The 25,658-nt window shown below is 71.4% G+C and carries 18 protein-coding genes and 3 pseudogenes; 14 read left to right on the forward strand and 7 right to left on the reverse strand.

Going from position 1 to position 25,658, the window contains the following annotated elements; all coding sequences use genetic code 11:
* The first annotated feature begins 65 nt into the window (after positions 1 to 65).
* Together V8690_RS36045 and V8690_RS36050 are read left to right on the forward strand one after the other, a co-directional pair.
* Positions 66 to 1,313, forward strand: coding sequence for an aminotransferase class I/II-fold pyridoxal phosphate-dependent enzyme (locus tag V8690_RS36045; RefSeq protein WP_338784242.1), 1,248 nt, complete (start codon positions 66 to 68; stop codon positions 1,311 to 1,313).
* Positions 1,310 to 2,362, forward strand: a complete 1,053-nt coding sequence (locus V8690_RS36050) for an MBL fold metallo-hydrolase (RefSeq protein ID WP_338784243.1) — start codon at positions 1,310 to 1,312, stop codon at positions 2,360 to 2,362. Before V8690_RS36045 ends, V8690_RS36050 begins: the two co-directional genes overlap by 4 nt.
* Positions 2,363 to 2,464: 102 nt before the next feature.
* Here V8690_RS36050 and V8690_RS36055 read toward each other — a convergent pair whose 3' ends face one another.
* Positions 2,465 to 3,079, reverse strand: a complete 615-nt coding sequence (locus V8690_RS36055; protein ID WP_338785577.1) for a VTT domain-containing protein — start codon at positions 3,077 to 3,079, stop codon at positions 2,465 to 2,467.
* Positions 3,080 to 3,114: 35 nt separating this feature from the next.
* Positions 3,115 to 3,888 (reverse strand): MBL fold metallo-hydrolase, encoded by a 774-nt coding sequence (locus tag V8690_RS36060; protein WP_338784245.1) that lies wholly within the window; start codon positions 3,886 to 3,888, stop codon positions 3,115 to 3,117.
* Between the two features lie 82 nt (positions 3,889 to 3,970).
* Here V8690_RS36060 and V8690_RS36065 point away from each other — a divergent pair, with 82 nt between their 5' ends.
* The 7 genes and pseudogenes from V8690_RS36065 (at position 3,971) to dnaK (ending at position 11,553) form a co-directional block, all read left to right on the forward strand.
* The gene (locus V8690_RS36065; protein ID WP_338784246.1) at positions 3,971 to 4,360 is read left to right on the forward strand and encodes a hypothetical protein; all 390 of its coding nucleotides are present in this window, start codon (positions 3,971 to 3,973) and stop codon (positions 4,358 to 4,360) included.
* Positions 4,361 to 4,471: 111 nt separating this feature from the next.
* The gene (locus tag V8690_RS36070) at positions 4,472 to 6,544 is read left to right on the forward strand and encodes a phage holin family protein (RefSeq protein WP_338784247.1); all 2,073 of its coding nucleotides are present in this window, start codon (positions 4,472 to 4,474) and stop codon (positions 6,542 to 6,544) included.
* Between the two features lie 106 nt (positions 6,545 to 6,650).
* Positions 6,651 to 6,843 (forward strand): annotated as a pseudogene (locus V8690_RS36075) (MoxR family ATPase); the annotation flags it as partial.
* 24 nt (positions 6,844 to 6,867) lie between these two features.
* Positions 6,868 to 7,916: pseudogene (locus V8690_RS36080) on the forward strand (hypothetical protein); the annotation flags it as partial.
* 69 nt (positions 7,917 to 7,985) lie between these two features.
* Positions 7,986 to 8,414: an OsmC family peroxiredoxin gene (locus tag V8690_RS36085; RefSeq protein ID WP_338784248.1), complete on the forward strand. Its 429-nt coding sequence runs from the start codon at positions 7,986 to 7,988 to the stop codon at positions 8,412 to 8,414.
* A gap of 121 nt (positions 8,415 to 8,535) precedes the next feature.
* Positions 8,536 to 9,627, forward strand: coding sequence for a glycerophosphodiester phosphodiesterase family protein (locus tag V8690_RS36090; RefSeq protein WP_338784249.1), 1,092 nt, complete (start codon positions 8,536 to 8,538; stop codon positions 9,625 to 9,627).
* A 60-nt stretch (positions 9,628 to 9,687) separates the two neighbouring features.
* On the forward strand, positions 9,688 to 11,553 hold the full coding sequence (gene dnaK, locus V8690_RS36095; protein WP_338784250.1) for a molecular chaperone DnaK: 1,866 nt from the start codon (positions 9,688 to 9,690) through the stop codon (positions 11,551 to 11,553).
* On the opposite strand, the gene V8690_RS36100 is transcribed toward dnaK, so the two are convergent.
* Positions 11,550 to 12,032, reverse strand: a complete 483-nt coding sequence (locus tag V8690_RS36100; RefSeq protein WP_338784251.1) for a molecular chaperone TorD family protein — start codon at positions 12,030 to 12,032, stop codon at positions 11,550 to 11,552. The two genes, dnaK and V8690_RS36100, sit on opposite strands and share 4 nt — an antisense overlap.
* A 118-nt stretch (positions 12,033 to 12,150) precedes the next feature.
* Entirely contained in the window at positions 12,151 to 13,014 is an 864-nt protein-coding gene (locus tag V8690_RS36105; RefSeq protein ID WP_338784252.1) for a helix-turn-helix transcriptional regulator, read from the reverse strand.
* 241 nt (positions 13,015 to 13,255) lie between these two features.
* On the opposite strand from V8690_RS36105, the gene V8690_RS36110 reads away from it, so the two are divergent.
* A complete protein-coding gene (locus tag V8690_RS36110) occupies positions 13,256 to 13,681 on the forward strand; it encodes a hypothetical protein (protein ID WP_338784253.1) in 426 nt (141 codons plus the stop codon).
* On the opposite strand, the gene V8690_RS36115 is transcribed toward V8690_RS36110, so the two are convergent.
* A complete protein-coding gene (locus V8690_RS36115; protein ID WP_338784254.1) occupies positions 13,663 to 14,469 on the reverse strand; it encodes a helix-turn-helix transcriptional regulator in 807 nt (268 codons plus the stop codon). The genes V8690_RS36110 and V8690_RS36115 overlap by 19 nt on opposite strands.
* A 128-nt stretch (positions 14,470 to 14,597) precedes the next feature.
* Between V8690_RS36115 and V8690_RS36120 the strand changes: the two genes are divergently transcribed.
* The 3 genes and pseudogenes from V8690_RS36120 to V8690_RS36130 all read left to right on the forward strand — a co-directional run bounded on the left by V8690_RS36120 (position 14,598) and on the right by V8690_RS36130 (position 17,666).
* The gene (locus V8690_RS36120) at positions 14,598 to 14,903 is read left to right on the forward strand and encodes a 4a-hydroxytetrahydrobiopterin dehydratase (protein WP_338784255.1); all 306 of its coding nucleotides are present in this window, start codon (positions 14,598 to 14,600) and stop codon (positions 14,901 to 14,903) included.
* A gap of 4 nt (positions 14,904 to 14,907) precedes the next feature.
* Positions 14,908 to 15,646 (forward strand): annotated as a pseudogene (locus V8690_RS36125) (class I SAM-dependent methyltransferase).
* A 145-nt stretch (positions 15,647 to 15,791) separates the two neighbouring features.
* On the forward strand, positions 15,792 to 17,666 hold the full coding sequence (locus V8690_RS36130; RefSeq protein WP_338784256.1) for a rhamnogalacturonan lyase: 1,875 nt from the start codon (positions 15,792 to 15,794) through the stop codon (positions 17,664 to 17,666).
* 49 nt (positions 17,667 to 17,715) lie between these two features.
* Here the strand turns inward: V8690_RS36130 and V8690_RS36135 are convergent, their stop codons facing one another.
* Both V8690_RS36135 and V8690_RS36140 read right to left on the reverse strand, forming a co-directional pair.
* Positions 17,716 to 20,364, reverse strand: coding sequence for a cellulose binding domain-containing protein (locus V8690_RS36135; RefSeq protein WP_338784257.1), 2,649 nt, complete (start codon positions 20,362 to 20,364; stop codon positions 17,716 to 17,718).
* Between the two features lie 214 nt (positions 20,365 to 20,578).
* Positions 20,579 to 23,497, reverse strand: coding sequence for a glycoside hydrolase family 48 protein (locus tag V8690_RS36140; RefSeq protein ID WP_338784258.1), 2,919 nt, complete (start codon positions 23,495 to 23,497; stop codon positions 20,579 to 20,581).
* A 401-nt stretch (positions 23,498 to 23,898) separates the two neighbouring features.
* Here V8690_RS36140 and V8690_RS36145 point away from each other — a divergent pair, with 401 nt between their 5' ends.
* On the forward strand, positions 23,899 to 25,620 hold the full coding sequence (locus V8690_RS36145) for a glycoside hydrolase family 6 protein (RefSeq protein ID WP_338784259.1): 1,722 nt from the start codon (positions 23,899 to 23,901) through the stop codon (positions 25,618 to 25,620).
* The last annotated feature ends 38 nt before the right edge of the window (positions 25,621 to 25,658 follow it).

Raw genomic sequence — 25,658 nt, forward strand, 5'->3', positions numbered from 1 at the left:
GTACTCAGAGGCCGAGGGTACGGGCGAGGGCGACAGGACACGGCCCAGGCACTGCGGAGGTACGGATGCGGCGGACGGACCCGGAAGGCCACGGCCCCGTCCGATTCGGGCCGCCGCTCCCCGAGGACGGACTGCCCGTGCTGTCGGAGCTGTCCGCCGTGCTCGCCGCCGCGGCGTCCCGGGGCGGCCAAGAGCCGGTCGGCGGGGGGTCGGCCCTGCGGGAGTCCGCCTGCGGCTACTGGGACCGGCGCGGACTGCACTGCGACCCCGGCCGCGCGGCCGCCGCACCCGGCGCGCCCGCGCTGCTGCTCGCCCTGACCGCCGCCCTCGGCGGTGACGTCCTCGTGCCGAGACCCTGCGCCGCCTGGTGGGCGCCGTACGCCCGCCTGCTGGGACGCCCCGCCTTCCGTGTGCCGACCCCGCCGGAGAGCGGCGGGGTGCCCGACCCCTACGCCTTGCTGGAGACGGTGCGCCGGGTGCGTGCCGAGGGCGGTGATCCGCGCCTGCTCGTGCTGTCCGTCGCCGACGACCCCACGGCCACCGTCGCCCCTCCCGAGCTGCTGCACGAGACCGTCGAGGCCGCCCAAGGGGAGGGCCTGCACCTGGTCAGCGACGAGACCTGGCGCGACACCCTGCACGATCCGCACGACACCGTGCTGCTCAGCCCCGCCGAGATGCTGCCCGACCGGGTCACCGTCGTCACCGACCTGGCCGGTGCCCTCCTCCCGCCCGGCTGGCCGGCCGCCGTGGCCCGCTTCCCGGCCGGCGAGGACGCCGAGGACCTCCACGCCCGCGTGCTAGACGTCCTCACCGCGCTCGACGCCCGGGTCGCCGCTCCCGTCGCCTCGGCGGCCGTCTACGCCCTGCGGGAACCGGAAGCGGTCACCGCGCGCGTCGCCACCGCCGTGCGCCTGCACGCGCGCCTGGCCGCCGAGGCGCACGCCGCCGTCGTCGCCGCCGGAGCCCTCTCCCGGCCCCCGCAGGCCGGCCGCCATCTCTACGTCGACCTCACTCCGCTGCGCCCCGCGCTGAGTGCGCACGATGTCGGCGACGCACAGGAACTGGAGGACTTCCTCACCGCCCGTCTGGGCATGCCCGCGCCGGGCGGCCACCGCTTCGGTGACGAGCTCGAAGCCCCGCGCGTGAGGCTCTCGACCGGCGCACTGGTGGCCGGCTCCGACGCGGAACGCGCGGAATGCCTCACCTCATCCACGCCGTTGGAACTGCCGCACGTGCAACGCTCGTTGATCCAACTGAAGTCGGCCTTCGACGACCTCCGCGACGACGCTCAGCGATGGGAGCCTCCTCGATGACGCAGCAGTCCGAGTCGACCGCGAGCACGACCACTCGGGAAGCCGAGGACGCAGCCCTCCCGTCCCCCCTCGCGCCTCCGTACCCGCCGCTGGCCGAGCCGAGACCGCTGGCCGAGCGCCGGGTGTGGCCGCGCACCTTCCACGACCGGCTGACCGCCCCGCTCCCCGGCTTGCGGGCCATGGCCCGCTTCGCCCGCGAGGGCGCCGTGAGACCGGGCCCGGAAGGCCTCGCCGACATCCCCCGGCTCCCTTACGCACCCGGCCCGCTGCCCCGCGTCGACGCCCGCACGGTCGCCGTCACCTGGGCCGGACACGCCAGTTGGGTCCTTCAGATCGGCGGGCTGACCGTCCTCACCGACCCGGTCTGGTCCCGACGGATCCTCGGCACCCCGGCGCGCATCACCCCCGTGGGCGTCCCCTGGGAGGCGCTGCCGCGCGTCGACGCCGTCGTCATCAGCCACAACCACTACGACCACCTGGACGCCCCCACCCTGCGCAGGCTCCCGCGCGACACCCCCGTGTTCGTCCCGGCCGGCCTCGCCCGCTGGTTCCACCGCCGCCAGTTCACCCGTGTCACGGAGCTCGACTGGTGGGAGGCGGCCGAACTCGACGGTGTCCGCTTCGACTTCGTCCCGTCCCACCACTGGTCCAAGCGCACCCTCACCGACACCTGCCGCAGCCTGTGGGGCGGCTGGGTCCTGACCGACCGGGACGGGCAGCGCCTCTACTTCGCGGGCGACACGGGCTACGGCCACTGGTTCTCCCGCATCGGCCGCCGCTACCCCGGCATCGATCTCGCCCTCCTGCCCATCGGCGCCTACGACCCCCGCTGGTGGCTCAGGGACGTCCACTGCGACCCGGAGGAGGCGGTCCGCGCGGCCCGGGACCTGGGAGCGGCCAGGATGGCCCCCATGCACTGGGCCACCTTCGTCCTGTCGGCTGAACCGGTCCTGGAGCCCCTCACGCGGGTACGGGCGGCCTGGGAAAAGACGGGTCTGCCCCGAGAGAACCTCTGGGACATGCCGGTGGGCGCTTCGAGGGTGCTTTAGGTATGTCAGGGGCGCGGGCTGTGCCGATATGCGGCTCCGCCGCGTGGGCGCGGCCAGCCACACACAGCCCGCGCTCCGACGACGGCCACTGCCCCTACGGCGCTACCGAATCCGCCGCACCACAGTCGGCACCACGCTGATCAGCAGGGTCAGCGCGATCGCCGCGACCACACCCTTCCACGGCTCATCGAACAACGACCCCCCGAGGATCCCGATCAACTGATATGTCACCGCCCAGGCCAGACAGGCCGGCAGGTTCCCGCGGGAAAACCTCCGCATCGGCCACTTCGCCATCAGGCAGGCCAGCATCACCGGGATACGGCCCGCCGGCACCAGCCGGGACAGCACCAGCACCGCCACGCCGTGCTCGGCGAGTTTCGTCTGCGCCTGCTCCAGCCGGTCCTCGGGGGCCCGCGCCCGGATCGCCTCCAGCCAGCGCGAGCCGTTCTTCGACTTCATCCCGCGCCGCCCCAGCCAGTACAGCGCCGCGTCCCCGAGGAACGCCGCCAGCGACGCCGTCACGAACACCATCGCCAGCGAGAACGGCGCCGTCTGGTGGAAGGCGACCACGGCCGCCGAACTCACCAGCGCGCCCGTCGGGATCACCGGCACCAGCGCCCCGACCAGCACCAGTACGAAGAGCGTCGGATACCCGATCGCCTGCTGCGTGGACTCCGGCACCACGGCCGCCGGGGTGACGGCCGACGCCGCGAGCAGGGGCAGGCCGGCCTGCGCTATGGGCGCGCTCCAGATCACCGCGCGACCTCCAGGCGCACGCTCTCCCCGTGCCCGAGCCGGTGCACCGTCACGCCGGGCGCGTGCTTCGCCGCGAGCCGCACGAACTCGTCACCCGGCGCATGGAACTCGTGGGGGCGCACGGCGTCCATCCCGATCGGCCAGTACGTGCCGTAGTGCACCGGCACCGCACTGCGCGGCGCCAGCCGCGCCAGCGCCTGCGCCGCCCGGCCCGCGTCCAGATGCCCCTCGCCCAGGTACGGCCCCCAGCCGCCCACCGGCAGCAGCGCCACCTCGACCGGCCCGACCTCCTCGGCCATGTCGTCGAACAGCCCGGTGTCCCCGGCGAAGTACGTCCGGGCCTCGCCGGCCATGACGTAGCCGAGCGCGGGGGAGCGGTGCGGTCCCAGCGGCAGCCGGCGTCCGTCGTGCCGCGCGGGCACGGCCCGTACGACGATGTCGCCGACCGGGATCTCGTCCCCGGGCGCCACCTCGCTGACCCGCAGGTGCGCGAGCCGGCGCAGCCCCGGCACCGCCCGGCGCGCGCCCCGGGGCACGAGCAGGCGCGTGCCCGGAGCGAGCCGCATCAGCGACGGCACATGCAGGTGGTCGGCGTGCAGATGCGAGACCAGCGCGACATCCGCCTGGTGGGCCTCGGGAGGCGGCAGGTCCCCGCGTCGGCGGCGCAGGTGCGCGAGCCGGCGCGCGAACAGCGGATCGGTGAGCACGCGTACGTTCGAGTCCTTGACCGCGCAAGTGGCGTGACCCCACCAGGTGACCTCCACCGGCACTTCTTTGCCTCCTTCGCGCGACTCCCCGAAGCCTACGTGCAGGAGTAGGGTCGGCGACGAAACCAGAGGTGAGGGGGACGCCATGGTGCCGGTCCGGGTCACGGCGATCGCGAGCCTGACGCCGCTGGAGGAACTCGACGACGATCCGTTCCTGGTCGACTCCCGCAGCCAGCACGCGATGTGCGCCCGCTGGGCCGCCGAGCGGGGCTATGTGATCAGCCGGGAGTTACTGGTCCGGGGGCTGCGTCCCGACCACGGCGCGCTGTGGGACGGCGTCCGGCCCGGCCTCGACCTGTTCGTGGCGCCCAGCCGGAGAGTGCTGGAGAGCGCGCTCGCCTCCGTCGAGGAGTTCACCGCGGAGTGTGTGCGGCGCGGGGTGCGGGTCGAGACGGTGGGGCACGCGGAGCCGGCGTACGACGCGGCGATGAAGGCGTGCGTGCACCGCAGGCTGTCGATGCCGACCGCCGGCTGACGACGGGCGCTGACGCGACGGTCCGGGGGACGCCAGGCGTCCCCGGGGCGTTGTGGCACTGTGGGTGGGGGTCCGTGGTCGGCGGCGGGCCGGGACGTGAGGTGGCGGGGCGTGCGGGGCGTGCGGTGGCGACGGGTCGCCAGTCAGGTGGGGCGGAGCGTCGCCGTGTGGGCGGTCTCCACCCTCACCATGCTCGTGCTCGCCGGGATCCTGCCGGACTTCCGGCTCCGCTCGGCCGACGGTGACAGCGCGACCGACATCGCCGTCACGGCGGCCTTCGGCGCCGGCGCCTTCGGTGTGCTGTCGGCCGTGGTCTGGCCGTTGCTCGTCCGGCTCCTGCTCCTCGTACCGGCGCTCGTCCTCGGGCTGCTGGTGTTCTTCCTCAACGGCGCGCTGCTGCTGCTCGCCCTGCGCCTCGACCCCGGGGAGCGCGGCACCGCCGCCCCGGAGACCGCCGTCGTGGTCGCCGCCGTGATGTCCGCCGTGGCGTCCGCCACCGGCGCCGCCCTGGCCGTGCGGGACGACGACGCCTACCGCCGCCGGCTGTACCGCCTCTCGGACCGCCGCCGCCGAAGGTCCGGACCGCCCTGCCCGGCCAGCCCCGGCACGGTCTTCATGCAGCTCGACGGCGTCGGCCACGACGTCCTGCTGGACGCGGTCGGCCAGGGCCTGATGCCCACCGTCGCCCGCTGGCTCGGCAGCGGCGACGGCGGCCGCCCCACCCACCGGCTCACCTCCTGGCGCACCGACTGGTCCAGCCAGACCGGCGCCAGCCAGCTCGGCATCCTGCACGGCAGCAACCACGACGTCCCCGCGTTCCGCTGGTACGAGAAGGACACCCGCGAGGTGGTGGTCTGCAACCGCCCGACCAGCGCCGCCGAACTCCAGCGCCGCGCCATCGGATACGCGGGGCACGGCGGCCTGCTCGCCGTCGACGGCGCCAGCCGCGGCAACCTGTTCAGCGGCGGCGCCGGACAACAGGCCCTCGTGCTGTCCATCGCCGCCCGCCGCAGCCGGGAGAACCGTTCCCGCGCGGGCTACTTCGCCTACTTCTCCGACCCGGCCAACGCCGTGCGCACGGCCCTGTCCTTCGTCACCGAGGTGGGCCGGGAGATCGTCCAGTCCACCCGGGCCCGCCTCGCCAAGCAGCGCCCGCGCGTCTCCCGCGGCGGCCTCTACCCGCTCGTGAGGGCCTTCGCGACCGTCGTCGAGCGGGACGTCGTCGTGGCCGCCGTGACGGGCGACATGCTCGCCGGCCGCACCGCCGTCTACGCCGATCTCGTGGCCTACGACGAGGTCGCCCACCACTCCGGCCCGGCGAGCCGCGACGCGCAGAAGGTTCTCGAACCCCTCGACCGCTCCCTCGCGCTGATCGAGAAGGTCGCCGAGCACGCCCCGCGCCCGTACCGGATCGTCGTGCTGTCCGACCACGGCCAGAGCCCCGGCGAGACCTTCCGCTCCCGTTACGGCCTCACCCTCGGCGACCTGGTGCGGGCCGGCTGCGGACTGCCCGTGCCGCGCCGGGCGGAGCACACCCGCAGCGGGGCGGAGGCCCGCGCCGCCGTGCGCGCCGCCCTGCGCATCCCCGTCGAGGAGCACGGCGAGCAGCACCGCCCCACGCGCCGCTCGGAGCCGATCGTGCTGGCCTCCGGCAACCTCGGCCTGGTCTCCTTCCCGGACGTCACGCACCGCATGAGCAAGGAGGAGATCGACGCCCGCCACCCCGCGCTGCTGCCGACCCTCGCCAACCACCCCGGCATCGGCTTCCTGCTGGTGCGCAGCGAGGAGCACGGCGGGGTCGTCCTAGGCGCGTACGGCGCCCAGATACCGCTGGCCGACCTCGACGACAACCCGGGCCCGCTCGCCGCGTTCGGGCCGGGCGCGGCCGACGCGGTACGCCGTACACACTCCTTCCCGCACGCCGCCGACATCATGGTCAACTCCTTCCACGACCCGGCCGACGGCGAAGTCCTCGCCTTCGAGGAACAGATCGGCTCCCACGGCGGACTCGGCGGTGAACAGGGCAAACCCTTCCTGCTGTCGCCGCTCGGCTTCTCGCCGCCGGTCGACGAGGGGGAGGAACTCGTCGGCGCCGAACACGTCCACCGCGTACTGCGCCGCTGGATGGGCGAGTCGGACGGCCCCCAGGTGCCGCTGGAGAGCAGCGAGGAGCGCGCCGCCTGACATCGGGCTGCGTCCGGGGCGCCGTACGCACACACTGGTGCGGTTCGTCTTCCCCCACCCCTTTCGAGGAGAACCTGCGTTGCAGGCCGCCGTCATCGGAGGCAGCGCCGGAAACCGCGCCACCGACAACCCGCTCGTCCGGCCCATCGCCTCCGCGCTCGTCAACCGCCTCACCCACGTACACCTGGAGGCGTCCGCGACGGACTGGCTCGTCTGGGCCGCGAACAACGGCATCCACTTGGATCGTGGACCACCTCACCGACCGGCCCGGCCACCTGTGGTCCAAGCCGCCGAAGACGGTAGGGCGAGCCCTTCTCCACAGCGCGCACGGCATCACCAGCGCCGCAGTCAACGCCGATGCCGGCGAGAGCTACGTCAACCCGCTGCGCCGGTTCGAGGACGCGGAGCGGCGGTTCATCCTGGCCCACGAGATGCTGCACGCCGCCCTGCGCCACGGCGACTGCTGCGGCACCCGCTATTCCTACCTGTTCAACGTCGCCTGCGACTAACGTGATCAACGGCTGGCTGACCGAGATGCAGGTCGGCACCATGCCCGAAGGGCTGCTGCACGACCCGGAGCTCGCGGGCCCGTCCGCGGAGGAGGTCTACGACCGCAGCGCCGGCGACCTGCGCCGCAAACGCCGCCCGGCCACCCTGCGTGGCAAGGGCGTCGGCGACGTCCTAGGCGGCCCGCTCGGCTCGCCCCGCGACTACGTCGACCTCGACGAGTCCTACCGCCGCGGCCTCGCCCAGAACCTCGACCTGCACCAGCGGCAGGAGCGCGGCTTCCTGCCCGGCGGCCTGGTCGAGGAGATCCACGCGCTCAGCCGTCCGCCGCTGCCGTGGGACGCGCGGCTCGCCCGCTGGTTCGACGAGTTCGTGCCCCGCCCGAGCCCGTGCGGTCCTTCGCCCGCCCCTCGCGGCGCCAGGCGGCCACGCCCGACATCCCGCGCGCCGGGCGGTACTTCCCGCCCGAGGAGACGCTGCAGCTTCGGCGTGGTCCTGGACGCCTCCGGCTCCATGGACCGCGTCCTGCTCGGCAAGGCACTGGGCGCCATCGCCTCCTGCGCCCAGGCCAGGGACGTACGGCCGCCCGGGTCGTGTTCTGCGACGCGGCCCGCACGACGCCGGCTGTCTGCCGGTCACCGAGATCGCCGGCCGGGTGCGCGGGCACGGCCGGGGCGGCACCGTCCAGCAACCCGGCATCGACCTGCTGCACCGCGCGGACGACGTCCCGCCCGGCGCGCCCGTCCCGATCACCACCGACGGCTGGTGCGACGTCCCGCGCGTGCGGCGCGAGCACGCGTACCCGACCCCACAGGGAGCGCGGCTGCCGTTCAGCGTCAGAGGGCCGGTCTTGCGCGTGAGTTGAACCGGAGTGTGATCGGATAGTGGCCAGGAACCCGGTCACGGTTCCGGATACTCATCGAAAGGATGCGACATGGCAGCCACACGCTCCGCACACACCGTTTGGGAAGGCAACCTCTTCAAGGGCAACGGTGTCGTCACCTTCGACTCCTCCGGCATCCTCGCCGAGCAGCCGGTCACCTGGGCGGCCCGCACCGAGGAGCCGGGCGGGAAGACCAGCCCGGAGGAGCTGATCGCCGCCGCCCACTCGAGCTGCTTCTCGATGGCCTTCTCCAACATCCTCGACAAGGCCGGCACCCCGCCGACCAAGCTGGTGACCTCCGCCGACGTCTCCTTCCAGCCCGGCGAGGGCATCACCGGCATCCACATCACCGTCGAGGGCACCGTCCCCGGCATGGACGAGGAGGCCTTCCTCGCCGCCGCCGAGGAGGCCAAGGTCGGCTGCCCGGTCAGCCAGGCCCTCAAGGCCACGCCCATCACCCTGACCGCCAAGCTTGCCTGACCGGCCCCACCCACGTCGCGCGGGCCCGCCCACCAGGCGCGGCCCGCGCGACGCGTCGGTTCGCCATCCGCGCCCGGGTATGAACCAGACGCCCTGACGCCGACGGTCCGGAAGGAACGCGATGCTGCCGGGAACGTCCACCAGCGCGACGGCGCTCGACTCCGCCACCCGCGACCGGACCCGCGTCCTGCTGCTGTTCAGCCTCTCCGGCCGGCTCCGCCCCCGGGACACCGCCCGAGGGGGTGTCCGCACAGTCCCGCCTGCCCGGCGACGCCCGGCACGCTCCCCCAAGCTCTTCGAGCAGGGGGACCCCCACTCGCCGCACCGGTCGAACACCCGCGTACAACCAGTACGCGTGCGTCCGCCCGGCCCTGCTCAGGCGGATCAGCACCCGCTCCGGCTCGCTGCTGCCGGCGTCCGACGACGCCGTGCCCGGCCCGCCGCCGCGCTCGCCCTCCGGGAGCCGACGACCATGACGCCACGCCCCGCCGTCTCCGCCCACCGGGGCGGCTCCGAGCGCGCCGGGCCCGCCACCTGGGAGGCGTACGAGGACGCGCTGGAGTCCGGCGCGGAGTACGCCGAGTTCGACATCCGCCGCACGAAGGACGGCGTCCTCGTCGTCTACCACGACCCCCGGGCCGGGCACACCGGGCCGCCGCTGGCCACGCTCACGCACGCCGAGCTGAGCGAGCGGGCCGGATACGACGTGCCGGTGGTGGACGAGGTCATGGCGCTGATCGCCGGGAAGCTCGTGGCGCACCTGGACCTGAAGGAGGTGGGCTACGAGCGGGAGGTGATCGACCGCGCTGTGGCCCTGCTCGGCGTGGACGGGCTCGTCGTGACGACGCTGGAGGACTGTTCCGTGGCCGCCGTCACCGAGGCCTTCCCCGGGGTGCGTACCGCGCTGTCCCTGGGGCGCGACCGCAGGGAGCTGGCCCTGGCCCGGCTGCCCGGGACCCGGCTGAGCGAGCTGTTCCCGGCCCGCCGCATCCGGGCCTGCGGCGCCCACGGCGTCGCCGTGCACCAGCGGCTGGCCAGGACCACCGTGCTGCGCGAGGCGACCCGGCACGGCCTGTTCACCATGGTGTGGACAGTCAACGACGACACCCTGATGCGGGCCTTCCTCGTCCACCCGCGCGTGGACGTGCTCGTCACCGACCGGCCCCGGCGGGCCGTGGCGCTCCGCGGGCCTATCACCCCTTTGCGGCATTGACAACAGCGCACTCAAGATTTGTGCTGGAAAGTGAGAGCGCCCTGGCGGAAGGGGACAGCGATGGGACGTGCGGTCGGAATCGACCTCGGAACCACGAACTCGGTGGTCGCCGTGCTGGAAGGCGGCGAGCCCACCGTCATCGCCAACGCGGAGGGGGCCAGGACCACACCCTCGGTCGTGGCGTTCGCCAAGAACGGAGAGGTGCTGGTCGGTGAGGTGGCCAAGCGGCAGGCCGTGACGAACGTGGACCGGACCGCCCGCTCGGTCAAGCGCCACATGGGTGACGCGCACTGGCGCTTCCCCGACCACGGCGACATCGACGGCACCCGCTACCGGGCGCAGGAACTGTCCGCGCGGGTGCTCCAGAAACTGAAGCGGGACGCGGAGTCCTACCTCGGGGAGGACGTCACCGACGCGGTGATCACCGTCCCGGCGTACTTCGACGACGCCCAGCGGCAGGCGACCAAGGAGGCCGGTGAGATCGCGGGCCTGCAGGTGCTGCGGATCATCAACGAGCCGACGGCGGCGGCGCTGGCGTACGGGCTGGACAAGGACAACGACCAGACGGTACTGGTCTTCGACCTCGGCGGCGGCACCTTCGACGTGTCGCTGCTGGAGATGGGCGAGGGCGTCATCGAGGTGAAGGCCACCAACGGCGACACCCACCTCGGCGGCGACGACTGGGACCAGCGGATCGTCGAGTACCTGGTCAAGCGCTTCAAGGGCCAGTACGGCGTCGACCTCGCGGGCGACAGGATGGCGGTGCAGCGGCTGCGCGAGGGCGCCGAGAAGGCCAAGATCGAGCTGTCCAGCTCCACCGAGACGACGATCAACCTGCCCTACATCACGGCCTCCGCCGAGGGGCCGCTGCACCTCGACGAGAAGCTGACCCGGGCCCAGTTCCAGGAGCTCACCGCCGACCTGCTCGACCGCTGCAAGGCGCCCTTCCACCAGGCGGTCAAGGACGCAGGGGTGAAGCTCTCCGCGATCAACCACGTCATCCTCGTCGGCGGTTCCACGCGCATGCCCGCCGTCACCGAACTGGTCAAGGAACTCACCGGAAAGGACCCGCACAAGGGCGTCAACCCCGACGAGGTCGTGGCGCTCGGCGCCGCGCTCCAGGCGGGCGTCCTGCGCGGTGACGTCAAGGACGTGCTGCTGCTCGACGTCACCCCGCTGTCCCTGGGCATCGAGACCAAGGGCGGCATCATGACCAAGCTCATCGAACGCAACACGACGATTCCCACCCGGCGTTCGGAGATCTTCACCACCGCCGCCGACAACCAGCCCTCGGTCGGCATCCAGGTCTACCAGGGCGAACGGGAGATCGCCGCGTACAACAAGAAGCTCGGCGTCTTCGACCTGACGGGCCTGCCGCCGGCGCCGCGCGGTGTGCCGCAGATCGAGGTTGCCTTCGACATCGACGCCAACGGCATCATGCACGTCTCCGCCAAGGACCTGGCGACCGGCCGCGAGCAGAAGATGACCGTCACCGGCGGCTCGGCGCTGCCCAAGGAGGACATCGACCGCATGATGCGCGAGGCCGAGCAGTACGCGGAGGAGGACCGCAAGCGCCGCGAGGCCGCCGAGACCCGCAACCAGGCCGAGCAACTCGTCTACCAGACCGAGAAGTTCCTCCGTGACAACGGCGACAAGATCCCGGCCGACACCAAGGCCGAGGTGGAGTCGGCCGTCGCCGAAGTGAAGGGCCGGCTGGAACAGCAGGCGGACACCGCCGCCCTGCGCACCGAAGTCGAGAAACTCGCCTCGGTCAGCCAGAAGATGGGCCAGGCGATGTACGCCCAGGCCCAGCAGACACCGACCGAGGAATCCTCCGGCACCCCGCGCGAAGAAGAGGGAGTCGTCGACGCGGAGATCGTGGACGAGGAGAAGGAGCAGGGAGACCAGAAGGGCGGGGCGGCCTAGACTTCCCCATGAGCGGCCTGGCTCTCCGCGGGCGGCAGAGTCGCGTACACGGCGTCGACGACGGACGCGTACGGAGTGCCGGAGTCGGCCAGCCCGGAGCGCAGTCGCTCCAGTCCGGCGCGGTGCTCCGTCAGCAGGACGGTGTTGCCGGTGCGGGCGGTGAACTCCAGTACCGCGGGCAGGAAGTCGGGCAGCTCCTCGCCGGTGAGCTCCAGGCCGTGGGAGCTGTAGAGCTCCTGGAAGCGGGTCGGCGAGAACCCGCGCCAGCGGCTCAGGTACAGGCTGTGGCCGTCCGCGCTCTCGAAGACCTGGAGGTAGTGGGCGGCCAGCTCCCGCGGCTCGGTGACGGCCGCGTGGTCGGCGAACTCCCTGAGCTGCGGGGCGGCTTCGCGCAGCAGCGGCAGCCGGGCGTGGAAGTCGTCGCCGGGATACGTGAGGCACAGCGCGGCCGCCTGGTACAGCAGCTCGAAGCCGGGCATCTGACCTCCTTGGCGTGCGCTGGTGCCGCGCTCCGTGCTGACGACGCTAGGGGGGTGCGGGGGAGCGCACCCGTCGGCGACGCCCGTACGGGTCACGGCCTGGCGCGAGGGGCCTCGCTCAGTAGGTCGCGCGGTACTCCCGCAGGAGCTTTTCCGTGCGCTGCGTGGAGGCGGCGCCCGCCGTCATGTGGTCGAGGACCTCCAGGTGCGCGGAGACCTCCTTGCGGGAGTCGAGGTAGAGCGCGCCGGTCAGGTACTCGGTGAAGACCATGTCGGGCAGTTCTGGCTCGGCGAAGCGGAACAGGGAGAACGGCGCGTACGTCCCTGGATGCGGACCGTCCTTGAACTCGGCGATCTGGAGCGTGACACGGTCCCGCCCGGAGTACTCCAGCAGCTTGTCCAGCTGGTCCTGCATCACCTGGCCGTCGACGCTCACCGGCCGCCGCAGCACCGTCTCGTCCATGATCACCCACAGGTGCGGCGGGTTCGCCCCCTCCAGCAGCCGCTGCCGCTCCATGCGCAGCGACACATGCCGCTCCACGGCCTCCGGCCCAAAGTTCCCGATGGTGCCGGCCTCCAGGACGGCACGCGCGTACCCCTCGGTCTGCAACAGCCCCGGCACGAAGTGCGGCTCGTAGGACCGGATGATCCGGGCGGCGCCCTCCAGGCTCACGTACAGGCTGAACCACTCCGGCAGCACGTCGTGGAACCGCTGCCACCAGCCCGGCCGGTTCGCCTCCTCGGCGAGCTCGACGAACGAGGTCACCTCGTCGTCCGGCACGCCGTACGCCGTCAGCAGGATCTGCACGTACGGGATCTTCAGCGCGACGTCGGCGGTCTCCATGCGCCGGACCGTCGCGGGGGCGACGCGCAGCACCCGGGCGGCCTCGTCACGACTGAGGCCCGCCGCCTCGCGCAGCTCCTGAAGCCGCTTGCCCAGCACCACCTGACCCACGGTGGGTGCGGCCCGCCGTTCACTCACGCCACGCCTCCCCAACGTGCCCAAGCCTGCGATCAGTCTGTCACGTTCCGCCGACAGTCTCACAGGGCCGCGGGCGAGGAGATCGCGAGAACGGACGAGTCGCCGGGGCATTACCCCGCGGGTAATCGACCGGGCGCGCACGGGACGGGATCGTGAACGCACCGGATCCCGGGCCGGCGCACTCCGGCCCGGGACCCGGTACCCCGCCGCCGCACCACGACCCGATGGAGAGTGACGCACCATGTCCGCGACCCCGCTCGCCACGCTCGCCCGTACCCCTGCGCCGCAGTCGATGCTGCGCCGCTTCCTCGCCCTGGACGCGGCGGTGACCGGCGCCAACGCGTTCGCCTACCTAGCGTTCTCCGGCCCGCTCGGCCGGTTCCTGGGCGTGGACTCCACGCTGCTGCTCGCACTGGGCGCGTTCCTCACCGCCTACGCGGCGGGCGTGGGCCTGCTGGCCGCCCGACGGCAGCCGCCGGCCCTCGGCGTGCGGGCGGTCGTCGAGGCCAACCTCGCCTGGGCGGCGGTGAGCCTCACGGCCCTGGCGCTGTGGCTGACGCCGAGCACGGCGGGCGCCGTGTGGACGGTGCTCCAGGCCCTGACCGTGGCCGGGTTCGCCGCCCTCCAGTACATGGCGTTGCGGGCCCGTCAGGGCAGCAGCGACTGAAGGTACTTGACCGTCGCCGGGTCGGCCGGGAGGAGCGTCTCGATGGCCAGCTCGGCGACGGTCACGTCCATCGGTGTGTTGAACGTGGAGATCGAGGAGACGAACGACAGCGTCCGCCCCTCGTGCTCGATCCGCAGCGGCAGCGCGAAGTACGGCACCGGCTCCGCGGGTTCGTCCGCCGGATCCGCCTCGGGCACCGGATACGCCGCCACCTCCTCGTACAGCGCCCGCAGCGGCTCGGAGCGGTGCAGCGCGATCTGCCGCTCCATCTGCTCCAGCAGGTGATCGCGCCAGGCGCGCAGATTGCGGATGCGCGGCGCCAGCCCCTGTGGGTGCAGGGCGAGCCGCATCGCGTTCAGTGGCGGTTCGAGCAGGGACGCGCAGACGCCGTCGACCAGCGTCGTGATCCCCCGGTTGGCCGCCACGACGTTGTACACCGCGTCCACCACCAGCGCCGGATACGGCTCGTAGCCGCTGATCAGCCGCTCGATGCCCTCGCGCAGCGCGCCCAGCGCCGGATCGTCCAGCGGCGTCTCCGGGAAGCGCGGGGCGTAACCGGCCGCCAGCAGCAGCGCGTTGCGCTCCCGCACGGGGACGTCCAGGTGCTCGGCGAGCCGCAGCACCATCTCCTCGCTGGGCCGGGAGCGGCCCGTCTCGACGAAGCTGATGTGCCGGGCCGAGGAGTCCGCGCGCAGGGCCAGCTCCAGCTGGCTGACCCGGCGCCGCTCCCGCCAGGCCCGCAGCAGCGGCCCCGCGCCCTGGCCGGTGGTGGACGGATGAGTGGTCATGCCGGGACCGTAGTCGAGAACCGGTCGCGCCGGACAGGCACACCGCTGCGACCAGGGCCTCGGGCGCCCCGCTGTGGCAGGCTGAGAAGGAAGAAGAGGACACCGGCGTCAGGGAAGGAGCGCAGCCCATGCCCGTCGAACCGCTGTCGCTGAAGGAGATCGAGGACCGGCTGGCCGAGCTGCCGGGCTGGTCGCTCGACGGGGACCGCCTCACCCGCTCCTACCGGCTCGGCTCGCACTTCGCGGCGACGGCGATGGTCGTGCACATCGCCCAGGTCCAGGAGGAGCTCGACCACCACTCCGACCTCACGCTCGGCTACCACTCGGTGTCCCTGTCCGTGCACACGCACAGCGCGGGCGGCGCCGTCACCGAGAAGGACTTCGAGCTCGCCCGCAAGGTGGAGGACCTGGCCCCCGGGCACGGGGCACACTGACCGCGTGCTCGACTACGACAAGGAAGCGGAGCGGTACGACGCCTCGCGCGGCGGCGAGCCCAGGGCGGCCGCCGCCGCGGCAGCGGTGCTGAGCCTCGTGCCGCCTCACGCGCGCAGCCTGCTCGACGTCGCCTGCGGCACCGGCATCGTGACCCGCCGACTCGCGGCCACGCGCGACGGCATGCGGGTGACCGGCGTGGACCTCGCCCCGGCGATGGCCCGGCAGGCCGCCTGGCCTGCCCGGTGCCGTGGTGCTCGCCGACAGCCGTCGGCTGCCCTTCCGGGACGCCGAGTTCGACGCCGTGTGCAGCGTGTGGCTGCTGCACCTGGCCGCCGGGCCCGCCGACGTCCGGACCATCATCGGAGAGTGCGCCCGGGTGCTGCGGCCCGGCGGCGTCTACGTCACCACGGTCGACAAGGCCGCCTCCCACAACGTGGGCAGTGACATCGATGTCGTCCTGTCCTCCCGCCCGCCCAGCCAGGTCCGGGACGCCGCGGCGGACGTCGAGTCCTGCGCCGCCGACCAGGGCCTGGTCACGGCCGGGCAGGCCCGCTTCCGCGGCCACGGTCAGGGCCGCAGCCCGCGCCGTACGGTCGCCGACCTGCGCCGCGGCTGGTTCGTCACCCTGCCGCCCGGCGACCCGCTCGCCGACGGCTTCGCCACCCGGCTGGCGGAACTCCCCGACCAGGACAGACCCCGCCCCGACCCCTTCTTCACGCTCCGCGCGTTCCGGAAGCCGTGAGGGGCCTCAAGCCCGTGTGAGCTCGTGATCCAGCACTCGCTCCGGCCGGGGAACTGCTCGAACTGGCGGAGCGGTACGGCAACTCCCGCGTTCGCGGCGGCGACTGAGAGGCGGAACCCGCCCGTCCTTACAGGAGGTCCGTCACGTGAAGCACCCGCACAGGCACCGCAGACGCCGCCTGCTCCTCCCCGTCGCCGCCGTCACGGCGGCACTCGTCGGCGCCGGCCTCACCACGTTCGCCACCGACGACGCCGCCGAGGCCGCCACCGCCCGGCAGGTCGAGAAGCTGGACCGGGGTGTGGTCAGCGTCCACACCGGCAGCGGCAACCTGGTCAGCTGGCGCTGGCTGGGAACCGACCCGAACGACGTGTCGTTCAACGTGTACCGGGCAGGTACGAAGGTCAACCCGACCCCGATCACCGGCTCGACGAACTACTTCCACTCCGGCGCCCCCTCGCACGCCGACTACACCGTCCGCGCGATCGTGAACGGCGTGGAGCAGGGCGACTCGGTGCACGCGATCCAGTTCCGCACCGGCTACAAGGACGTCCCCATCTCCCCGCCCGCGGGCGGCACCGCCCCCGGCAACTCGGCATACACCTACGAGGCCAACGACGCCTCCCTCGGCGATCTCGACGGCGACGGCGCCCTGGACATCGTCCTGAAGTGGCAGCCGACCAACGCCAAGGACAACTCCCAGTCCGGCTACACCGGCAACACCATCGTCGACGGCATCAAGCTCGACGGCACCCGGCTGTGGCGCATCGACCTGGGCCGCAACATCCGCTCCGGCGCGCACTACACCCAGTTCCAGGTGTACGACTACGACGGCGACGGCAAGGCCGAGGTCGCAATGAAGACCGCCGACGGCACCCGGGACGGCACCGGCGCGGTCATCGGCAGTTCCTCGGCCGACCACCGCAACTCCAGCGGCTACGTCCTGTCCGGCCCCGAGTACCTGACCATGTTCAACGGCCAGACCGGCAAGGCGATGGGGACCGTCGACTACGTCCCGGGCCGGGGCAACGTCTCCTCCTGGGGCGACAACTACGGCAACCGTGTCGACCGCTTCCTGGCCGGCACGGCCTACCTGGACGGCGCCCGCCCGTCGCTGATCATGGCGCGCGGCTACTACACCCGTACGGTGATCGCGGCCTGGGACTGGCGAAACGGTGCCTTCACCCGCCGCTGGACCTTCGACACCAGCTCCTCCACCAACAGCGGCAAGGGCTACGACGGCCAGGGCAACCACAGCCTGTCCGTCGCGGACGTCGACGCGGACGGCAAGGACGAGATCGTCTACGGCGCGATGACCGTGGACGACAACGGCAACGGACTGTGGACCACCAAACTCGGCCACGGCGACGCCGGTCATGTCGGGGACCTGAACCCCTCCCGAGCGGGCCTGGAGTACTTCAAGGTCTCCGAGGACTCCAGCAAGCCCGGCTCCTGGATGGCCGACGCGCGCACCGGCCAGATCCTGTGGCAGACGGCGTCCGGCTCCGACAACGGCCGCGGGGTCGCCGCCGACGTCCATGCCGGAAGCCCGGGTGCCGAGGCATGGTCCGCCGCCGACACGACCCTGCGCTCGGTGACCGGCGCGTCCCTGGGCCGGGAGCCGTCCAGCGTCAACTTCCTGTCCTGGTGGGACGGCGACCCCGTGCGCGAACTCCTCGACGGCACCCGCATCGACAAGTACGGCACCTCCGGCGACACCCGCCTGCTGACCGGATCCGGGGTCTCCTCCAACAACGGCACGAAGTCCACGCCCGTCCTGTCCGGCGACATCTTCGGCGACTGGCGCGAGGAGGTCGTCTGGCGCACCAGCGACAACACGGCGCTGCGCATCTACTCGACCCCGCACGAGACCAGCACGAAGATCACGACCCTGCTCCACGACACCCAGTACCGCACGGCCCTGGCCTGGCAGAACACGGCCTACAACCAGCCCCCGCACCCGAGCTTCTTCATCGGCAACGCCATGCCGACGGCTCCACGGCCGACGGTCTACACCCCCTGAGAAAGCCGAGGGCGTATGCCGTCTGAGGCATACGCCCTCAAAAGCACGGTCAGGCCACCGTGCAGCTCTGGTCACCCAGCTTGAACGCCGTCGGTTTCGTGTTCGTTTCCGAGGCGTTCGCCGTGAAGCCGAAGCTCACGGACGAGCCCGCCGCCACGCTGCCGTTCCAGCCGACGTTCTTCGCCGTCACCGTCGAACCCGACTGCGCGGCCTCGGCGTTCCATGCCTGGGTCAGCTTCTGACCGTCGGTGAAGGACCAGGCGAGGGACCAGCCGTTCCACGGGGTGCTGCCGGTGTTGGTGAGCTGGACGTCCGCCTGGAAGCCGCCCGACCACTGGCTGGTGACCTTGTACGTCACCTTGCAGGTGCCGGCCGGGTCGGGCCCGGGCCCGGGACCCGTGGTGCCGCCGTCGGAGCTGTCGCCGTAGATGACGCCACGGCCGTTGGTCGCCACGTACACCCGGCCGTACACCCTCGGGTCACCGGTGATGGCCGCGCCCGTCCAGCCCCACTGGTGGGCGTCGTCGTTGATGCGCGTCCAGCTCGCGCCCTTGTCCGTGGAGCGGAAAATGCCGCGTACGCCGCCGATCTTCGCGCTGGTGTACAGCGTCTGGTAGGAGGCGCCGGGTGCCGCCTTGCCGAAGCCGATGGTGTCGGCCTGTTCGACGTTCGACAGCTTCGTGAAGCTCGTGCCGCCGTCCGTCGAGTGCCACAGGCCGTACGCCCCGTCGCTCGCGCCGCCCGCCAGCCAGACGTCGCCCTTACCGCCCGGCAGCGCCTTGAAGCGGACACTGTCACCGCCGGGCAGCCCCGTCGCCGGTGACTCCTTGAATGTCGCGCCCCCGTCCGTACTGACGTAGAACTTCCCGGACTTGAAGCCGTAGAAAGTCTTCGGGTCGACCCGGTCGGACTCGACGATCGCCCCGGAGGGGATCCCGCCGGACGCCTGCCACGACGTGCCGAAGCCTGTCGCGTGGTGCACGCCGGCGCCCTGCGGGCTCCACACGAACCGGCTGCCGTCGGCCGCCGCCGCGACCGTGCCGCCGCCGCTCACGCCCGATGGGTCGGTCCCCGCGAACCAGTTGGCGCCGTTGTCCGTCGAGAACGAGATGTGCGGACCCGAGTCGAGGTTGCCGACCCGGACGACCGTGTTCGGGTTCGACTCGGCGAAGTCCAGACTCGTCGTCGTCGTGAAGTTCGGCTGCGTGAACATCATCGACGGGACCTTCGTCAGGTCCGTGTGGCGGAAGCCGCCGATGTCACCCAACGCGCTCAGCAGCGGGGCGCCCGACGGCGGTGACGCGAGGTCGTTGACCGCCGTCTCCTCCAGCCCCTGCACCATCGGCTTGATGGCGAACTTCCCGCCGCTGTCCCAGTTCGTGAGGTTCTCGGTGCCGTAGATCGTCGCACCCGTCCCGTACATCATGCGGTTGGAGTTGAACGGGTCGATCTCCAGGGCTTCCGTCATCCACCCGAGCTTCGGGGTCTGCTCGGGCGGCTGCGGGTTCGCGCCCCAGGTCAGCCACGGCGAGGACGAGACGTCCATCGTGTAGCGGTTCTCGCGGTTGGGGTACGACGTGTAGTCCCACGCCTTGGTCCAGGTCGCGCCGCTGTCCGTGGAGCGGAAGATCTGCGTGTCCGGCCACCAGGCGCTGTACGCGGTCGCCATCACCGTGCCCGGCTTCTGCCGGTCCACCGTCAGCCCGCTGAAGCCGTAGAACGTGTCGGCCTCCGCCACCGGGCTGATGTTCGTCCAGGCGCCGGTCCCGGTCGCGTACCGCCACAGCTGACCCTTGCCGCCGTCGTACGGGCCGCCCTTGTCGCTGTAGGCGAGGTACAGATGGCCGTTCTTGGCGTCCAGGACGCCCTTGTGGGCGAGATGGCCGGTGGGCTGCCCGGCCAGCCGCTGCCAGGTCGCGCCCGCGTCCGTCGAGCGGTACACCGCGTTGTCCTTGTCGGCGACCCCCACGTAGATCGTCTTCGTGGCGTTGCCGGAGGTGCCCGTGGACTCGTCGAAGGTGACCCAGACGATGCCCTGGTTGTCGCTGGAGTAGCCGGACGTGTCGCTCGGGTCCGCCACGTAGTTGCCGACGTTGGGGAAGTTCGTCACCTGCGACCAGGTCACGCCCGAGTCCGTCGACCGCCACAGCCCCTTGCCGCTGGGCGCGCCCAGATACAGCACGCTGTTCCGGTTCGGGTCGACGGCCAGCCGCTCGCCCATGCCCCGCCCCGGCATGTTGCCGCCCAGCTTGAACGGCAGACTCGCCTTCTGCCAGCTCGCCCCCCGGTTGGAGGAGCGCATGACGGCGCCGTTCTTCGGATCCCAGCTGTTGGTGTACGTACCGACCGCCGCGTACACCTTGTCCGGATCGACGGAGTCGGACGCGAGGCTGACGACCCCCGTGTGCCCCCAGTCGTCCCAGCCGACGGAGTCCAGCAGCGGCGTCCAGGTCTTCGTAGATTCCTGCCAGCGGTAGGCACCGCCGATGTCGGTCCGGGCGTAGGCGAGGTTCTTCTCACTGCGATTGAAGACGATGCCGGGGACAAATCCGCCGCCGTCGATCCGGGCGTTCTTCCAGGTGTAGGTATCGGCGGCGATCTTCGTCGACGGCGGGTCGGCGGCCAGGGCGGCGGGAGCGCCCGACAACAACCCGGCCGCCAGCGCGAGCACGACCGTGAGAATACGGGTTCTTCGCACGGTGGGGGTCCTTCCGTGAGGGGGAACGTGCGAGAGCCGGGCGGCCCCCAGTGCGGGTGGGGACCGCCCGGCCGGTCGGTCCCGTCGTCAGGTGACGAAACCACGAACGCAGAGCTTCGGACGCACCTTTCTCGGGAGCGCGGGGAACTGCGCGACCAGCCACACACCGGCCCGCAGATTGCAACCGCCGAACCCGCGGAGCGCCCGGCGGGGACTATTCGAGAAGCTCCGCGTACGAGCCCATGGCCAACGCGATATCCGCCTGAGCCCAGAACCGGTGATACGTGAACGACGGCACCGCACCGCCCGCGAGATAACTCTCGATCTTCGACCAGGCGGGATCGTCCTTGTAGAAGGACCGGATCGAGTCGAACGTCGACGACGAGTTGATCGCGTCACCGTTCGGCATCGTCCCCGTCCAGCCGCTCGGGATGTACACCGGGTCGTCGAACCGGTTGTAGTCCGCGCGGGTCTCCGGGACGGCGATCCCGAGATCGTCCTGGTGGTTCGCCCACATACCGTCCAGCAGCTTCTTCGCCGCCGCCGCGGCCTCCGTGTCACCGGAGCGGTCGGCGTAGTACGTCAGGGTCTTGGCATACGCGGCCGCCACCCCGACGTCGTTCGTGTAGTCCACCACGCTGACGTGCAGCCCGCTGTTGGAGCCGGGGCTCGAGGCGTTCCAGGTGTCGGGCTGGCCCGACCACTGGAGCGTCGACGGGATGCGGAACGTGCCGTCCGGGTTGAACGTGGTCTTGGACAGCGCCCAGTCGACCCACTTGTCGAGGACCGTCTTGGCCTGCGCGTTCCCCGTCTGCTGGTACAGCTCGGCGACCCGCTCCATGGACCACGCCTGGAAGCCGAACCACTGGTTGGACGGCGGGTCGTGGTACACGGGCTTCTCGTCGTAGTACATGCCGTAGAACGTCGACTTCCCGGCGGGCGGGGTCGCGTACCGGCCCGCCCAGCTGTTGGTCGCGCCGCCGGCGATGGCGCCCTCGTCCGACTGGAGCCAGCGGTAGAACTCCAGCTGTCGGTCCATGGACTTGGCCCAGTCGGCCGCGCCCGTCGCCGACTTGGGCTTCAGCGGGGCGTAGTTGCTCAGCGCGTAGGCGGCCAGCGGGTTCTGGTAGCCGCCGTGGGCGTGGCTGGAGCCGATGCGCCAGGCCCAGCCGGCGCTGGTGTCGGTGGCGCCGCCCCAGGCGTAGTACCAGGACATCAGGTACATCGAGGCGTCCTTGCCGGTGCCCGCCGGGCAGGTCGAGGGTCCGACGCAGTTGCCGATCTTCTTGAAGTACTTGTCGAACATGGAGTAGCGCAGGTAGTCGCCCATCTTGGCCGCCTTGGCGACCGTCGCGGAGACCTGCCCGCCCTTGCCCTGGTCCTTCGCCCACAGGTCCGCCCAGTAGGCGGCCTGCACGGCCCGCGCGTCGGCGTCCGGCGCGTTGGTGAACTTCCACTGCTTGGCGTAGGAGGCGTCACCGGTGAACAGGTCCAGATAGCCGTTCTTGCCGCCGTACTTGAAGGCGTCGCAGGTCGGCTGCGGCACCGTCTCCCACACCGACTCCTGCGAGCCGCGCTGGAAGGTGTTGATGTACGACGGGCCGGTGTCCGAGGGGCCCGCCTCGCACTTGCCGGGCGAATTGCCGTAGCCGTACACGTTGTCGACGTCCTGGAGCCAGTGCATGCCGTAGACGTCGTCCGTGCCGTACGCGCTCTTCAGCTCGGCCGCGATCGGGTCCGGGCCCACCGAGACACCGGTGTCGAGCTTGGCCGGGTACTCGTTCGGCGTGTCCAGCTCGGGCGCGTAGGTCGCCGGCTTGGAGGGGTTGTAGAAGGAATTGGTCGGCTGGTCGGCGCGGGTGGGGATCATGTACTTCTCCATGAGGTCCCACGCCCCGTTGAACTTGGACCAGTCACCGGTCACCTTGCCGTACATGGCCTGGAGCCACAGGAGGTAGCTGTACGCCTCCGAGGTGGTCTCGTGACCGTGGTCCGGCGCCTCGACGATCAGCGTCTCGACCGAGTGGTAGGGAATGCCCTCGGGGGAGAAGTAGCCGTTCGCCGGGTTGGTGATCTTCCCGTAGAGCTCCAGGAAGCGGGCGTCGTACGCCTTGGTCGCCGCCAGCTGGGTGACGGTGACCGAGGCCTTGGCGTGACCCGCGGCCGTCGACTCGAACACGGCGGAGCCGGTACCGGAGTTCGCGGCCGTGACGGTCACCTTCTGCGCGGTGTTCCAGTTCTGCGGGGTGAAGGTGAGCGAGGCGCCGCCGGTGACCGACAGGCCCGAGTTGCCGCTCGCCCGGGCCGACGTCACCGTGACGTTCGAGGCCGGCTGCTTGGACAGCTTCACCTCGTACGTGCCCGACTTGCCGGACTGCACGCCGAGTTGGAGCGGCGAGGCGACGACGGTGGGGCCGGAGGCGACGGTGATGCCGACCGGGGTGGAGTCGGCGGAGGCGCCCGTGCTGTCGTACGCCTTCGCCACCAGGGAATGGCTGCCCACGGCCAAGTCCGAGACGGACAGCGCGTAGGGTGCGCTCGTGTCCGTGCCCAGCAGCTTGGTGTCGTCGTAGAACTCCACCTTGCTGATCGTGGCGTTGTCCGCGGCGGCCGCGGTGGCCGCCAGCGGGACCGCCTCACCCTGGGTGTAGACGGCGCCGGCGGCCGGGCTGGTCAGCACGGCGATCGGCGGCTGGTGCGCGCCGGTGCAGGAGGTGCCGTTGACCGTGAAGGACGTGGGCGCGGCGTTGCTGCCGCTGTAGCTGAACTGGGCGCCGGTGGACACGGCGGCGCCCGCGGCGACGCGCCCGTTGTGGGAGGCGTTCTTGACGGTGATGGTCTGACCGGACTGCGACCACGTGCCGTTCCAGCCGTTCCCCAGCTTCTGGTTGCCGGAGTAGGCGTACGTCAGCGTCCAGCCGTCGATGGGGTCCGTGCCGCGGTTGGTGAGGGTCAGGTCCGCGGTGAAGCCGGAGCCCCAGTCGTTGGTCTTGTAATCGACACTGCACTGAAGTGCGGCCGCCTGCGCGGAAGTCGACCCTGAGGAGAGCATCGTCAACGGAAGCGCGAGAGCTGCGAGCGCGGCGGTCCACAGACGCCGCACGGCTCTCCGTCTCCGGGGTGGGGGATGCATGGTGCTGGTTCCTCCTTGCGGCTCGGAGAAGTCAAGGCTTGAACCAGTGGGAGCGCTCCCATAGTGAGGACGGGTGTGGTATCGGTCAAGGTCCTTGAAGAGTCGAAAAGATTCGACACCGAGAGTTGAGCGAAAGTCAGCGACTCCCCTGTTCTTTACCGACACTTGGCGCTACCTTCCTTGACACCAGTGGGAGCGATTCCATCAGTCGACGCGTCCGCCACGACGGGCCCGACCTGCAAGGAGTCGCTCATGCGACACCCCTCGCGTTCAGTACTTTTAGCCGCCGCCTTCGCGGTCGTCCCCGGCTGCGCGAGTGCCGGTGCCGGGTCCTTCATGTCCTTGTCGGAGCGCACCCTGAACGGCTGACACCCCCACCACCGAAAGGGAAGTCCGCACTCATGAGCCGTACAAGAACAGCGTTACTGGCCGCCATGGCCCTGGTCGCCGGCGCCACGGGCACGGCGTTCGCCGTCGACCCGGGCGGCGCCGGCGCCGCCGCCGTCCCCTGCACCGTCGACTACAAGGTGCAGAACCAGTGGAGCACCGGCTTCACCGCCGCCGTGACCATCACCAACAACAGCGCCGCGAAGTCGTCGTGGTCGCTGAAGTGGTCGTACGCCGGCAACCAGAAGGTCACCAGCGGCTGGAACGCCAAGATCAGCCAGAGCGGTGCCGACGTCACCGCGGCCAACGAGAGCTACAACGCCCAGCTCGCGACGGGCGGTTCGGTCAGCTTCGGCTTCCAGGGCAGCTACAGCGGAAGCAACGCGATCCCGGCCACCTTCACCCTCGACGGCGTGACCTGCAACGTCGACGACGGCGGCAACCCGGGACCGACCGACCCGCCGGGCCCGGGCGGTCCCGCCAACCGGGTGAACAACCCCTACGACGGCGCCAAGGTGTACGTGAACCCGGAGTGGCGCGAGAAGGCCAACGCCGAGCCGGGCGGCAGCCGGATCTCCAACCAGCCCACCGGTGTCTGGCTGGACCGGACCGCGGCGATCAACGGCGTCAACGGCGGTATGGGCCTGCGCGACCACCTCGACGAGGCGCTGCGCCAGAAGGGCTCCGGCGAGCTCGTCATCCAGCTGGTCATCTACAACCTGCCCGGCCGTGACTGCGCCGCCCTCGCCTCCAACGGTGAGCTGAAGGCCGACGAGATCGGCCGGTACAAGACGGAGTACATCGACCCGATCAAGGCGATCCTCGCCGACTCGAAGTACTCCTCGCTGCGGATCGTCACCACCGTCGAGATCGACTCGCTGCCGAACCTCGTCACCAACACCGGCAGCCGCCCGACGGCCACCCCGCAGTGCGATGTGATGAAGGCCAACGGCAACTACGTCAAGGGTGTCGGCTACGCGCTGAACAAGCTCGGCGACGTGCCCAACGTCTACAACTACGTCGACGCCGGCCACCACGGCTGGATCGGCTGGGACGACAACTTCGGTCCCTCCGCGACCCTGTTCAAGGAGGCGGCGTCCGCCGAGGGCGCGACCGTCAACGACGTCCACGGCTTCATCACCAACACGGCGAACTACAGCGCCCTGAAGGAGAACAACTTCTCCGTCAACGACAACGTGGCCGGCAAGTCCGTCCGCGAGTCGAAGTGGGTCGACTGGAACCGCTACGCCGACGAGCTGTCCTTCGCCCAGGCGTTCCGCAACCAGCTGGTCTCGGTCGGCTTCCCGTCCGGCATCGGCATGCTGATCGACACCTCCCGCAACGGCTGGGGCGGCACGGCACGGCCCACCGGCCCCGGCGCCCAGACCTCCGTCGACGCCTACGTCGACGGCGGCCGCTACGACCGCCGCATCCACATCGGCAACTGGTGCAACCAGTCCGGAGCCGGCCTCGGCGAGCGCCCGCAGGCCAGCCCGGCTGCCGGGATCGACGCGTACGTGTGGATGAAGCCGCCGGGCGAGTCCGACGGGGCGAGCAAGGAGATCCCGAACAACGAGGGCAAGGGCTTCGACCGGATGTGCGACCCGACGTACGAGGGCAACGCCCGCAACGGCTACAACATGTCGGGTGCCCTGCCGGACGCGCCGCTGTCCGGGCACTGGTTCTCCGCCCAGTTCCAGCAGCTGATGCGGAACGCGTACCCGCCTCTGTCCTGACCGGCTGACACACCGTCCCCACGGATCCGCCGGGGCTC

This window comes from Streptomyces sp. DG1A-41 (assembly GCF_037055355.1).
GTDB lineage: Bacteria > Actinomycetota > Actinomycetes > Streptomycetales > Streptomycetaceae > Streptomyces.

Bases quoted from the DNA above. Each gene is read 5' to 3' on its own strand.
- V8690_RS36045 (WP_338784242.1), top strand. From the start codon at position 66: ATGCGGCGGACGGACCCGGAAGGCCACGGCCCCGTCCGATTCGGGCCG.
- V8690_RS36050 (WP_338784243.1), top strand. From the start codon at position 1,310: ATGACGCAGCAGTCCGAGTCGACCGCGAGCACGACCACTCGGGAAGCC.
- V8690_RS36065 (WP_338784246.1), top strand. From the start codon at position 3,971: ATGGTGCCGGTCCGGGTCACGGCGATCGCGAGCCTGACGCCGCTGGAG.
- V8690_RS36085 (WP_338784248.1), top strand. From the start codon at position 7,986: ATGGCAGCCACACGCTCCGCACACACCGTTTGGGAAGGCAACCTCTTC.
- V8690_RS36090 (WP_338784249.1), top strand. From the start codon at position 8,536: ATGCTGCCGGGAACGTCCACCAGCGCGACGGCGCTCGACTCCGCCACC.
- dnaK (WP_338784250.1), top strand. From the start codon at position 9,688: ATGGGACGTGCGGTCGGAATCGACCTCGGAACCACGAACTCGGTGGTC.
- V8690_RS36100 (WP_338784251.1), bottom strand. From the start codon at position 12,032: ATGCCCGGCTTCGAGCTGCTGTACCAGGCGGCCGCGCTGTGCCTCACG.
- V8690_RS36110 (WP_338784253.1), top strand. From the start codon at position 13,256: ATGTCCGCGACCCCGCTCGCCACGCTCGCCCGTACCCCTGCGCCGCAG.
- V8690_RS36115 (WP_338784254.1), bottom strand. From the start codon at position 14,469: ATGACCACTCATCCGTCCACCACCGGCCAGGGCGCGGGGCCGCTGCTG.
- V8690_RS36120 (WP_338784255.1), top strand. From the start codon at position 14,598: ATGCCCGTCGAACCGCTGTCGCTGAAGGAGATCGAGGACCGGCTGGCC.
- V8690_RS36140 (WP_338784258.1), bottom strand. From the start codon at position 23,497: ATGCATCCCCCACCCCGGAGACGGAGAGCCGTGCGGCGTCTGTGGACC.
- V8690_RS36145 (WP_338784259.1), top strand. From the start codon at position 23,899: ATGAGCCGTACAAGAACAGCGTTACTGGCCGCCATGGCCCTGGTCGCC.